Raw genomic sequence first — 12,862 nt, 5'->3', positions numbered from 1 at the left:
ATATGGCGGACGCCTTCACAGGCAAAGTGATAGCACCAGACTATTCCAGAGTACTCAACCCAACGGTGATGTATCTCGAAGACAAGGTGAAGGCAATGACGGGAGCCGCCAATGTGATGGCGCTGTCGTCGGGAATGGCTGCCATCAGCAACACAATACTCGCCCTCTCGGCAGCAGGCAAGAATATCGTCACCTCACGACACATGTTCGGCAATACCTTCTCGCTCATCACCGAGTCGATGCCACGCTTCGGCGTTGAGGCACGTCCCTGCGATCTGCTCAACCTCGACGAGGTGCGCTCAAAGATGGATGCCAACACCTGCTGCATATTCCTGGAGATTATCACCAACCCACAGATGGAAGTGGCAGACCTGAAGGCTCTCTCGGCGATAGCCCATGAGTATGGCGTGCCATTGATTGCCGATACCACGGTGATACCGTTCACACAGTTCTCGGCAAAAGACCTCGGCGTAGACATCGAGGTGGTGTCGAGCACGAAATACCTCTCAGGCGGTGCCACCACCCTCGGCGGACTCGTTATCGACTACGGCACGGCAGAGGGATTCGGCCACAAGATGAAGAACGAGATGCTCTTCAACTTCGGTGCCTACATGACTCCCCACGTGGCATACATGCAGTCGCTCGGACTGGAGACCCTCGATGCCCGCTACAGAGTGCAGAGCCAGAACACCATCTATCTCGCCAACAGACTGCGTGAGCTGCCACAGATAAAGAGCGTAAACTATGTTGGACTCGCCGACAATCCGTTCCACGATATTGCCGTGGCACAATATGGTGAGACTGCCGGAGCGATGATGACCATCGACCTGGAGAGCAAGGAAGCCGCTTTCAGCATGATAAACAATCTGAAGCTCGTCCGCCGTGCCACAAACCTCTTCGACAACCGCACGCTCGCTATCCATCCGGCAAGCACTATCTTCGGAAACTTCTCCGACGAGGAGCGCAGAAAGATGGACGTGCTCGACACTACGGTGCGTATTTCAGTGGGACTGGAAGATATGGACGACGTGTTCGAGGATATCAAGCAGGCTGTGGAGCGCTGATATATGCCCCTTGCTGCCGGTGATTGCCGGCAGAGGATAAAGACAACGACAAAAAATCAGCACACATAGAGTTTGATATGTACGATTTCAATAAGATAATAGACCGTTCGGGCAGTGGCGACCTTAAGCACGAGGTGCTTGAGGAGCGCTACGGCAGAGGTGACCTGTTGCCTCTGTGGGTTGCTGACATGGACTTCGAGACACCGCAGTTCATCACCGATGCCCTGCGCCGCCGCCTCGACCATTCACTCTTCGGCTACACCGTGGAGCCGAAGGAATACTGGCCCACCGTGCAGCGATGGATACGCGACCACCATCAGTGGGAGGTGCCGCTGGAGTGGTTCAGCTACATTCCGGGCATAGTGAAAGGCATCGGAATGGTGATAAACGTGTTTACGAATCCCGACGAGAAGGTGATAATCCAGCCGCCGGTATACCATCCCTTCCGCCTCACTCCAGAGGGAAACGGCAGAGAAGTGGTGTATAATCCGCTGAAGGAGAATGCCGACGGCACATATTCGATGGATTTCGACAACCTTGCAGAGGTAGCCGACGAGAAATGCCGTCTCCTTATACTCTCCAATCCTCACAACCCGGCAGGCATAGTGTGGGGCAGGGAGACGCTGGCACGCCTTGCCGACTTCTGTTACGACCGCGGCATCATAGTCATTTCCGACGAGATACACTGCGACATGGCTCTGTGGGGCAACAAGCACGTGCCCTTTGCCACGGCGTCAGAGAAGGCTGCCCAGTGTAGCATCACATTCGGAGCACCGTCGAAGACCTTCAACATTGCAGGCATCGTCAGCTCCTATTCGATAGTCCCCAACCCAGAGATAAGGAAGAAGTTCTATTCGTGGCTCGCCGCCAACGAACTTAACGAGGCACCCATGTTCTCGCCCATCGCCACCATCGCCGCCTTTGAGCAAGGAGAGCAGTGGCGCAGGGCGATGCTCGCTTATGTGGAAGACAACATCCGTTATGTGGAAGACTACTGCCGTGAACATCTGCCGATGATACGGCCATTGCGACCGGAGGCGTCATTTCTGGTGTGGCTCGACTGCCGCAAGCTCGGTCTCAATCACGACCGGCTCATCGACCTCTTTGTCAACAAGGCACGTCTCGCCCTCAACGACGGAGAGATGTTCGGCAAGGGTGGCGAAGGCTTCATGAGAATGAACGTGGCAACGCCGCGCGCCATCCTCACACAGGCACTCTCCCAACTGAAAGACGCCGTTTGCGGATGATATGAATTGATGCCCGATTGAGGTTGAAAGACGAAACAAAATACAAGCAAGCCCTAATGACCGATTTGGGTTAAATCATAAAAAAAGAAGGATGTCGCTTTGGCATCCTTCTTTTTTATGATTCTGTTCAAAGCGGTAATGAGAATCTCAAGTCATCGAAGACCCGGTTTCTGATTGCCGCTTTGATATTCGGGGAAATTACTGTTATTCAGCGTCTCTCTCCTTCACCACGATGTTCTTGAACTCGTATGTAGGAGCCACTTCGTCAGTGCTCTTGTATACGAAGGCGATATGGATAGTGTTGCCTACATATTTTGCGAGCGAAGCAGGACCAACGGTTACGAAGCTCCAAGAGTCGCCGGCAGAGCGTGTAGCCGGGTCAAACTCCACGTCCTCCCATGTGGCAGCCTTCACGTCGGTGCCGTCGAAGTTGGTAGACACCTTCACCTGTATGAAGTCAGTCAGGTTGTTGGAACCCAGGAAGTTGAGTGCCTCTTCGAATGAGATTACAGGGTCTTTGCCCTTCTTCATGTTGAGTGCAGGCGAAACGAGCCAGCTCTCGGCAGCCTGGTTCACCTTGTTGGCGAATGCCGAAGCCTTCCATCCGTAAGCCGCGGTGTTAGACCATACGTAGCTCAGTGTGCCGATGTTGATGTTGTATGCCACGAAGCCACCCTCGTTGCCGAGCAGCGACTCGTTGAGATACATGCTTATCTGAGCCTCATAGCCATTCTCGGTGTTGGCGAAAGTGGTGGTCTCCTTCTTGTATACCTTAGACTCTGCCCATCCCTCAGTGGCAGAATATGTGTATTCCACTACAGCCATTGCCGTAGCCGACTTGCGGTATACCACAGCCACCTTCTGTCCGTCAGCGGCGAAAGGATAAGCCTGCTGCAGCAGCTGAGGCAGATAGTTGGCAGGTTTGCCGATTGTGGTAGAGCCTACAGCCTCATACATAGCAGGCTGAACAGCCATCACCTTGGCGTCAGAAGTGGTGTATGTCTTCCATGCAGTGCCGTCAAACTTGTATACCACCGACTTGTTAGCCTTCGAAGCGGCAGCGCGGCGCATTCCGTTCATCTTGGCACCCGAAGCAGCCTCTGCAACGCTTGTCACCATGGTGTTCACGTATTTGCCCTTGGAAGCAGAACCTACGGTGTATCCGTAAACCACCACGTTCTTGCCGTTGAGGTCGGCGCTTACCATTCCTTCCGGAACGTAAGCCAGGCTTCCCTGTTTCTCAGTTCCGTCGATAGCCACGTTGTAGTAGTTGCCGTTGATTGTCAGTTTGCCGGTATATGTCACGTATGCCACGTAGGGGGCATTGGCATAAGCCTCAAACTCGGCGCTGCCCATGGTCTTAGCCTTAGGCTGTGTGTATGTGCCGTTGCCAGCCTTCAATACAGAAACCTCTGTGCCGTCGGTAGGATACTGCTGCAGACCGCCATATTCTGTGGTCGTTCCGCTGACAGCCACCTCGTCGCCAACCTTCACGTCGCTGGTCTTGTATACGAGGATATAACCGGTTCCGTCGTAGAGCAGGAAGCCGCGGCTGTAAACTGCCGGCACCTTGCCCTTCACGGTGTAAGTACCCACGCCACCGGCGATGACGTCAGAAATCTTGGTGTATTGACTCTCTGTCTGAGAGCCTCCGCCGGCAGGTTCAAACTCAGAGTAAGAGTAGTTCACCACCATGATGTCGCCAGCCTTGGCATCGGCTTTTGCTGTCTTCAGTGCGGCAGCTATCTTGTTCTCTGTAGAAGGAGTGAGGTATGTAGCCGTTGACGCACCGTCCCAGATAGTGTTGTAGTCGTCGGCAGTCAGAGTGTATTCACCCTTCATGTTGTCGAAGTCGGCGAGATATTCCGATTTTCCGCAATATTCGTTGTATGTCACCTTGAACGTAGAGCCCAGGTCGGCAGCAGGATATTTGTTGTTGATGAATGCCGGCAGGAACTGGTCGGCGGTAATCATATTGTCGAAATACTTCTGTGTGCCGAGTTTATTCAACGCGTCGGTATACGCTGTAGTTCCGCTCTGCTCGTCGAGCTGTGCGGCGAGCGCCTTGTTGGCTGCGAGATTGGCGATGGCGGTGTAGTCACCATCCTCGAGCACTATAGGCAAATCCTTCTTCACGTCGGTAATCTGGTCGCCGATATGAAACTGGTCTTCAAAGTCGTTACACGCGGTAAGCGACAGCAGGGCGACAGCCGACAGTAAATATATCTTTTTCATATTCTTCTAATGTTATATATATATAATGTATACGGTTGATTAGAAATTGATCTTCAGTCTTGTGCTGAACGTGCGTCCGAAGGCATAGAATCCGTAGATGTTGTCCTTTGTTGCAGTGCCGGAACTTGGGTTCCACACCTTGCCCAGATACTGATAGTCGAAGAGGTTGTTCACGTTGCCCGAGATTGTGGCGTTCAGACCTGCAATCTTGAACTTGTAAGATGCGTTGAGGTCGAACTGGCTTGCTGTAGGCACTCTCCATGGGTCAGCCACGGTGTTTGTCTTGCCCAGCGAGAGGTTGCTGCCCGAGATAGAATAGTAGGCATAGTTGCGGGCGTAGAGAGTCCAGTCGGCACCGATACGAATCTCCTTGCCGATCTTGATTGTAGCGCCGAGAGCTGCCGTTGTCTGAGCGGCGCCGCCAACATGGATACCCTTCAGGTTGATACCCGTAGAGAGATGATCTTCTGCTCCGATACCGCTTGCTATGCTTCCGTCCTTTGTGAGAGGCTGTCCGTTGTAGTCAAACACGTATCCCTTGGCATTGCTGTCCCATTTCCAGTCGCCGATAGAGAACATGGCGTTCACGTCGAGCCAGTAGAGCGGACTTGCCTTTGCCTCGATTTCGATACCCTTGTGCAGGGCGTTCACGCCGGTCATGTTCACGAAGGCGTCAACCTGTGCCGTGCCCACTGTAGAGCTCTTTGCCATTGTCTTGTCGAGCCACTTTGTCCAATAAGCGTTCACGTCAACCTGCAGCCACTTCAGACGGTAGCCGTAGCCAAGTTCGAATGATACTACTTTCTCGTTCTTGGCGTCAGGGTTAGTCACGTTGCTTGATGCGAATGAGAGGAACGCACCGTAGTTGAACTTAGGAGCGCGGCTGATGTAGCCCACGTTGAAGAATGCGTTGTGATGCTCGTTGAAGTTGTAGTTGGCACCACCCTTCACGGTGAAGCCGAGATAGTTCTTGGTCTCAGACTCAGCGTTTTTCTTGTCGTAGTAGAGACGGTCGTAACGCCAGTAAGAAGTGTTTGAGAGCGAACCAGAGAGGAATGAAGAGAGACCGTTCTTGGAGTATTCAGCCTGGAAGAAGGCACCCTCCTGAACCACGTGTCCGTCATAGTCGCGATATACAGCATCGCCCACGCCGAGCTTCTGGTATACCCAGCTCTGGTTTGCGGCATTGGCGTTGTTTTCAGGTTTCACCGACTTGCGGGTGCTGTCAATGAAATATTTGCCTCCATAGAGGTCAACGATGTCGTTGGTGTGTGTGCCCTTGTAGAAGCGGAAGTCTACACCACCGTAGAAGTCGATGTCCTTTGTCAGTTTGGTGTTGTATGTAGAAACGAGTCCATACCAGTTGTGGTAGTTCTTCGCCTTTGTCATCACCATGATAGAACCGTTCTCGTTGTTGGCGTTCAGTTCCTCTACAGCGCCATAGTCGAATGTGCCGTCAGCCTTGCGGAACTTGTTCTGCATCACTCCCTTGTATGCTCCATACCAGTCGGTGTAAGAGTATCCGTAGTCGGTATTCGCCTGTCCGCTGTATCCGTATCCACGGCCGATGCTCATATAGAGCACGGTGCTCAACGACGAATTGTCGTTGATCTGCCACTGGTGGTTGAGGCTCAGCTGAGGCTTGTGGTAAACGTTATATTCGGCAGAGCGCATCTTGCCGTTGCTGTCGAAACCGTAAGTAGGGTTATACTTGTGGTCTTTCACTCCCCACACCTGCTCTGTCATCTTCCAGTCGGCGAGAGTCAGCGCGTCTTTGCGCTGGAAGTGCTCCTGAGGAGCTCCGAAGGCGGTGAACGAGAGCTGGTGCTTGTCGTTCAGGCGCTTGGAGATGTTCAGGAAGTATGTGTAGCCTGAGAATTCAGTGCCCTGCACGTATCCGTCGCCCCATGTCTTTGAACCGAGCAATGTCATCGACCATCCTGTCTTTGACAGACCAGTAGAAACGGTGAACATCACCTTGTTCATGTTGTCGTTGCCCATACCATAATATATCGATCCGCCCTTCTTTGCCTCGATAGACTTTGTGATGATGTTGATGGTACCACCTACAGAAGGTGCCGACACCTTTGAAGCACCGAGTCCGCGTTGTGTCTGCATAGAACGGGTCACGTCGGTCAGACCAGCCCAGTTAGACCAGTATACGTTCTGGCTCTCCATGTCGTTCATAGGCACTCCGTTCACCATCACGGCGATGTTGGTGTTGTCGAATCCACGCATGTATATCTCAGAGTCGCCATAGCCACCACCCTCTTTGTTGGCATGCACGCCAGGGGTAGACTTGAGGATTTCTGGGAACTCCTGTGTTCCGATTTTCTCCTCGATGAACGAGAGCGGAACGGAAGACACAGCCACCGGAGTCTTTCTTGCCACAGCCACCTGTGATGTCACCACTACGTCGTCGAGCATGCGTCCATCTGGCTTCAGGCTGATGGTGGCGATGTCGCCCTTGCTGGCATTGGTCTTCATGGATTTAGACTTGTAGCCGATGTAGTCTACAGTGATTTCTGCAGTTCCCTTTACGCCTTTCACTGTGAAAGCACCGTCGATGTCGGTTGCCACCTTGACGCCGTTAACGGTTACCGTAGCACCGATGAGCGGTTCGTTGTTTTCCGCATCAACTACCTTACCTCTTAGCGTGGACTGAGCCACTGCCGTCACCGTGCCGACAATGGCCAGCACAGCCACGAGAAGGAGATGTTTTAGATGATTTTTCATACTTAAATTTGTAAAAGTTGATTAATACTGCACAAATATACAAATTAATGTTTAATAACCCTATAAATGTTAAACAAAAAGGCGCTTTGTAATGTAATTTTAATGGGAAACCGCCAAATAATGTTGGAAAAAGAAGAAAACGGGACGAATTAATGAACCTGTTTTAGCAGGCAGTGATGAAATAGTAATTGGTCCATTGACAACGGACTAATTTGACAAGGCAACACTGGAAGCATTTCTTACAGTGCAGTTTACTCCTCATTTTGAGATACTTGAATTATCGGAGCGAAGACACTTATAATGATTGAGACACGCAAATACTTTTCAATTTTTTTTTGATAAAGAGTCGCAGCTATCCTTCTATCCGCCACTCCGTGATGGTGCGTTCCTCGCTGCTGTAGTTCACGCCCACCTTTACCAGCCGTTTGCCGTCGGCTGTATAGGGGATGAGATAGCCCTTCTCGTCAATCTGGCGGAGCGCGGCGTCGGCGGAGCCGTCAAACTTCAACTCCATGACGTAGACCACCGAGGGCAGCGTGATCACCACGTCGGCCCTGCCGTGCGCACTTTCCTCCTCCACCTTGATGAACGAGCCGATGAGCGAGAACACCAGATAGAAGATGGTCTGCACGTCGCGCTCCGTCTTGTTCGACAGGCGGTAGGACACGCCGGCGAGATAGGCGCGCATCAGCGTGAGCGCTTGCTCCATGTCGTCGGCGATGACCGCCTTGACAAACTTGATGACGAAACTGCTGTTGGTGCCCTCGGCCGGCGTGAGGTAGTTGGCGGCAAGCGAGCGCACCATCCCCGTGCGCACCTCTTCGTTGGGATAGCCCAGCGTGTAGAGGTCGATCATCGGTTCGTAGTGCTTGATGGTGAGGTAGCCGCTCTGGTAGAGCAACGGAAGGGCGGTGGTCATGTTCTCTGGCGACACGTCGAAGTCGCTCACTCCGGCGTCCTGGCCAGTGAGGTCGCGCAAGCCGACATTGTATTTCTGGAGCAATTTGATGATGTAGGTGGGCGTGCCCGAGTCGAACCAGTAGTCGCCGATGTCGCCTGAGGCAAGGGCTTTGATCAAGCTGAACGGATTGTACACATCCTCAGAGTTCTTGCTGAAATGATAGCCGTCGTATTTCCGCTTGAGCCGTTCGAATGTCTCGTCCACGCTGAGGTGCAGGTGCTCGGCAAGGCGCTCCACATCGGGCAGCATCTGAGTGTGGAGCTCCTCGCTGCTGATGCCGCAGATGGCGGAATACTTGTCGTACATGGATATGTTGAACAGGTTGTTCAGCTCACTGAAGATGCTGAGCTGCGCAAACTTGGTGATGCCCGTGAGGAACACGAACTCAAGATACGGGTCGAGCGACTTGATGGGCGAATAGAAGTTCTGCATTGCGCGACGCAGGGCGACAAGGTTCAGTTCCTCGTGCACCACGTCAAGCAGCGGCGCGTCGTACTCATCGATGATGAGCGCCACTTTCCGGCCTGTTAGCCTGTTTGCCGTCACCACCAGGTCTTTCAAGCGAATGTTGGGGTCTTGCTTTTCGCTCTTGTAGCCAAAAACGGCTTCCTGGTCGGTGAGCATGTCGGCAAGATAACGCTCGAGCATGTCCTTGTCCATGTGCTTGGCTGCACTCATGTCGAAGTGCAGCACGGGATGCTTCACCCAGTCCTTCTCATACTCTCCCATGGCGAGGCCTTCGAACAAGTCCTTGCGCCCCTCGTAATAAGCATGGATCATCGAGGCAAACAGCGACTTGCCGAACCGCCTCGGGCGGCTCAGGAAAACATACTTATAACCCTTGTCGATGAAATCCACAAGATACTGCGTCTTGTCGATATAAAGATAGTTACGTTCCCGAATCTCGCTGAACGTCTGTATGCCTATCGGATATTTTCTTGCCTGTGCCATGGTCATTTGTTTTGCTGTTATTCATCCATGTAGGATGCGATATGCTGCATTCTATTGCAAATATAGTGATTATTTGAATAAACGGCAAGTCTTTTACAAAAAACGCTCCATGGCAATACCATAAAGGGGCATTCTCAAGCATTGGATAATTTATTGTTATCCAATGACTCGATCAATTTGTATATGATGAACATCCTTTATGTATGAAAAAATCGACGAGTAAGCATAATGTCATTCCTCATCAACAGGAAAGAGTTTGTTCAGATGCCGCTTCTTTTCATTTCCTTTACGGGTGTTTCTTCTTATGGAAACTTTGGGCTCAGTTTTGGGCACGCTGCTTGCCCACTTGGGGCACGCTGCTTGCCCCACTTGAGAACGCTGCTTGCCCCGGTTGGGCACAATCGTTGCCTGTTTCATGAGGTTTTGTTATCCTTGCCAATGATTGTGGTTTGGAAATCTCCGGGTGGCGCAAAGCGGCATGACACTTCAGTGATACTTTTATGATACTTTTCTGTAAAGCATTCAGAAAAGTGTCATAACGGTAACTTGTTGGCTTGTTTGACTTTGGATGCTGTGGGGAACCGGAAAATGATACTTTGACACTTTTCCGGAGAAAAACATTTTTCGTTAGTCCAGAATCTGGCATTATGGCTAGCCTGGATTCTGGGGTTAACCATGGTCATTCCCGAAATCCTTTTTCAGATCGCGGAACACGCTCCATGCCACAGGCACTGAGAGGAGGAACGAACAGAGGTCGGACACCGCCTGACTCATCTCCACGCCCTGCAGACCGAGAAACAATGGGAGGATGAATACCGCCGGGATGAAGAACATACCGCTGCGCGAGGCGGCCACGAGATTGGCACGCATCGGTTTGCGTGCCGTCTGCGACAGCATGTTGGTGAGGATGATGGTGGCGATGAGAGGGTAGGTGATGAGCTGCCAGCGGAAAGCTGCGGTGCCGACGGCTATTACGGCAGGGTCGTCGCGGAATACCGATATTATGGGTTCCGTGAATATGAAGCCTATTATGGTGATGGCGAGGAAGAACACCGTGCCTATCTTTATGCAGTAAACAAAGCCCTCGTATATCCTGTCGAGCAGCTTCGCTCCGCAGCAGAATCCGCAAAGCGGCTGGAATCCCTGTCCCAGTCCCACAATGCCAGCATACACAAAATTGGAAATCCTCGTCACTATCGACATTCCCGCTATGGCAGCGTCGCCGTAGGCCCCCGCAGCGATGTTCAGCATTATCGTGGCAACGCTCGCCAGTCCCTGTCGTGAGAGCGACGGAGTGCCGTTGATGACTATTTCCTTGGCGAAGGCGCCCGAAAGGCGGCAGTTCCTTAGTTCAATGGCTATATTGCCCCGATGGCGAGTCATGTTGAACAGTATGAAGAAACTCATCGTCTGGCTCACGAGCGTAGCCACGGCAGCCCCCGTTATTCCCAGACAGAAATAGAATATCAGTATCGGTGCGAGCACCACGTTGAGCACCACACCGCTGAGTATGCCATACATGGCATATTTGGCGTTGCCTTGAAAGCGCATCTGGTTGTTCAGCGTGAAGGCACCCGTCATGAACGGCGCTCCCACGAGGATTATGCCCAGGTATCGTTCCGTGTATGGCAGAATGGTCTCCGTGGAACCGAGGAATATGCAGATGTCGGAAAGAAACGCCAGTCCCACCACTGCAACCGCCAGACCGAAAGTCACGCTGCCCACAAGTCCTGTGGCAGCCATATATTTCGCCTCGTCGGTGCGCTTTGCGCCGAGCATCCGTGATATGTAGTTGCCCGAACCGTGTCCGAAGAAGAATCCGATTGCCTGTATGATGGTCATTATAGAGAATGAAATGCCCACGGCGGCAGTGCTCTGCGTGTTTATCTGTCCCACGTAGTATGTGTCGACCATTCCGTATATGCTTGTCACCAGCATTGATATTATGGTGGGTACCGCCATGCTTACAATCACCCTGTGTACGGGAGCGTGAGTGAGAAAAGTGTAGTTGTCTCTTTGCTTCTTCATCTTTGTCATTGTCGTACCGCTTCAGTACTTGCGTTTCCTATGCTCTGGTTGTCGTTTTTTTATCCTGTATGTCAAGCCCCGAGACTGTCTGATTGCCGTTTCGGGATGAAAAGACGGATGCCGCTTCGGGGAGTCCGTAAAAGTCAGATGTCCGTCCCACCGTCATTTGCAGAGAGCCTGACAGACCTTGTCCTGGAAGTTCCTGCCAGAAGAAGAATGTCTGATTCCCATGTTTATGATAGAGAAGCAGATGCGGTGGCCGTTGGCCGTGGTGAGATATCCGGCGAGCGAACTGACACCTGTCACCGTGCCCGTCTTTGCCTTCACGTTCTCATGTGCTGCCCCTTTACGCATGCGTTTCGAGAGAGTGCCGTCCACTCCGGCTATAGGCAGGCAAGGCAGCATGTTGTCGTAGATTTCAGGATGGCGGTAGGCATATCTCAGGAAGTCCACTTCCAGTTCCGGCGACACGTAGTTGTATAGCGACAGTCCGCTGCCGTCGGCGATATAATATGCCGAAGGCCTCCTGCCCACCTTGGATATTATGGCGTTCACCGCCTGTCTGCCATGTCTTGCAGATGCGGTGTTGCGTCCTGCCACTTCGGCAGCCAGCTGATAGAATATCGCTTCAGAATAGAGGTTGTCGCTGCGCTTCAGCTGGCGGCGCATCACTTCGAGCAATGGGGTGCGCTTTATATATAAGGTGTGAGCGCCGGAGGGCATCGAACCGTTGCTGCACGTTCCTGTCACGGTGATACCATTCTGTCTGAGCTTCCTCTGCAGTCTCTCGCCGAACTCCTCCTTCCTGCCGGCGAGCAGTGGAGAGAGCACAGGATTGTCGTCGTCCCAGCACCAACCCTCGCCAAGACGGTCCTTGTCTTTCATCGTGAGGTCGAGATATATGTTGCCGTCGATGGTGTCGATGCCGAGCGCCTTCACGCTGTCGGCAAACTCGGCGATGTCGTCGCTCCCTATCGTGGGGTCGAAGCCACCTTTCACATACAGGTTTCCGCGGAGCGTCAGACTGTCTGTCCTGCCTGTATATGCCATGCGCGTCTTCAGTTCGTAGCCTGCACCCAGACGGTCGATAGCCGTCACCGCCACCATCATCTTCAGAGTGCTGGCAGGGCGCATCAGCTGAGAGGCGTTGCGTTCGTAGATAGTGGAGTCGGCGGTGAGGTCGTAGATTTTCATTCCCACCATCGAGGTGTTGAATATCGTGGTGTTGTCGAAAATCTTCTCAATCCTGTGTCTCACGTTCTCCGGCCACGGCAGGTCCTCGTCGTCGTCGATGTCGTCACCGTCGTCAGACGCCTCGTCGGTGGAGTCGTTCTGCTGGATGCCAATCGTCATGGTGTCCACGTCGACGGTGTCTACGATTACGGTGTCGTCGTCATTGAATATTTCGTTGAGGCAGGTCTCTTGGGCAAATGCGCAATGAGTGACCTCGTCGGTGGCATACATCGGAAGCAGCAACAGCGCCGCAAGACTTATTATGCCACTTGCAAACAGTTTTCTCTTTTTCATTTATTGATATGTTCAGATGGGTTTGATGTTGGTGTGCCAATGGAAAAGCAACAGGAAAAGTCGCTGCTATGGTACTCCAAATTCCATAACGCTTACAAAATTACGAACTTTTG

General features: G+C 52.4%; 8 protein-coding genes. 2 read left to right on the top strand and 6 right to left on the bottom strand.

Going from position 1 to position 12,862, the window contains the following annotated elements:
* Both QVO99_RS03750 and QVO99_RS03745 read left to right on the top strand, forming a co-directional pair.
* Positions 1-1,064, top strand: a 1,064-nt coding sequence (locus QVO99_RS03750; protein ID WP_022316266.1) for a PLP-dependent transferase, incomplete at its 5' end; no start/stop codon positions are given.
* Between the two features lie 77 nt (positions 1,065-1,141).
* Positions 1,142-2,311: a MalY/PatB family protein gene (locus tag QVO99_RS03745; RefSeq protein WP_022316265.1), complete on the top strand. Its 1,170-nt coding sequence runs from the start codon at positions 1,142-1,144 to the stop codon at positions 2,309-2,311.
* Positions 2,312-2,515: 204 nt separating this feature from the next.
* Here QVO99_RS03745 and QVO99_RS03740 read toward each other — a convergent pair whose 3' ends face one another.
* The 6 genes from QVO99_RS03740 to dacB all read right to left on the bottom strand — a co-directional run bounded on the left by QVO99_RS03740 (position 2,516) and on the right by dacB (position 12,749).
* Positions 2,516-4,546: a choice-of-anchor J domain-containing protein gene (locus QVO99_RS03740; RefSeq protein ID WP_022316264.1), complete on the bottom strand. Its 2,031-nt coding sequence runs from the start codon at positions 4,544-4,546 to the stop codon at positions 2,516-2,518.
* Between the two features lie 39 nt (positions 4,547-4,585).
* A complete protein-coding gene (locus QVO99_RS03735) occupies positions 4,586-7,282 on the bottom strand; it encodes a TonB-dependent receptor (RefSeq protein WP_288176937.1) in 2,697 nt (898 codons plus the stop codon).
* Between the two features lie 352 nt (positions 7,283-7,634).
* Positions 7,635-9,194 (bottom strand): ATP-binding protein, encoded by a 1,560-nt coding sequence (locus QVO99_RS03730; protein WP_082030985.1) that lies wholly within the window; start codon positions 9,192-9,194, stop codon positions 7,635-7,637.
* A 231-nt stretch (positions 9,195-9,425) separates the two neighbouring features.
* Positions 9,426-9,611 (bottom strand): hypothetical protein, encoded by a 186-nt coding sequence (locus tag QVO99_RS03725; RefSeq protein ID WP_022316261.1) that lies wholly within the window; start codon positions 9,609-9,611, stop codon positions 9,426-9,428.
* Between the two features lie 252 nt (positions 9,612-9,863).
* Positions 9,864-11,222: an MATE family efflux transporter gene (locus QVO99_RS03720; protein WP_044071894.1), complete on the bottom strand. Its 1,359-nt coding sequence runs from the start codon at positions 11,220-11,222 to the stop codon at positions 9,864-9,866.
* A gap of 162 nt (positions 11,223-11,384) precedes the next feature.
* Entirely contained in the window at positions 11,385-12,749 is a 1,365-nt protein-coding gene (gene dacB / locus QVO99_RS03715) for a D-alanyl-D-alanine carboxypeptidase/D-alanyl-D-alanine endopeptidase (RefSeq protein ID WP_044080859.1), read from the bottom strand.
* Positions 12,750-12,862 lie beyond the last annotated feature (113 nt).

This window comes from Prevotella sp. CAG:592 (genome assembly GCF_000436015.1).
Classification (GTDB): Bacteria; Bacteroidota; Bacteroidia; order Bacteroidales; family Bacteroidaceae; genus Prevotella; species Prevotella pectinovora.
This window is presented reverse-complemented; position numbering and strand designations above follow the sequence as displayed.

Excerpts from the sequence above, each read along its gene's own strand:
- QVO99_RS03730 (WP_082030985.1), bottom strand. The coding sequence starts at position 9,194 with ATGGCACAGGCAAGAAAATATCCGATAGGCATACAGACGTTCAGCGAG.
- QVO99_RS03725 (WP_022316261.1), bottom strand. The coding sequence starts at position 9,611 with ATGAAACAGGCAACGATTGTGCCCAACCGGGGCAAGCAGCGTTCTCAA.
- QVO99_RS03740 (WP_022316264.1), bottom strand. The coding sequence starts at position 4,546 with ATGAAAAAGATATATTTACTGTCGGCTGTCGCCCTGCTGTCGCTTACC.
- QVO99_RS03735 (WP_288176937.1), bottom strand. The coding sequence starts at position 7,282 with ATGAAAAATCATCTAAAACATCTCCTTCTCGTGGCTGTGCTGGCCATT.
- QVO99_RS03745 (WP_022316265.1), top strand. The coding sequence starts at position 1,142 with ATGTACGATTTCAATAAGATAATAGACCGTTCGGGCAGTGGCGACCTT.
- dacB (WP_044080859.1), bottom strand. The coding sequence starts at position 12,749 with ATGAAAAAGAGAAAACTGTTTGCAAGTGGCATAATAAGTCTTGCGGCG.
- QVO99_RS03720 (WP_044071894.1), bottom strand. The coding sequence starts at position 11,222 with ATGAAGAAGCAAAGAGACAACTACACTTTTCTCACTCACGCTCCCGTA.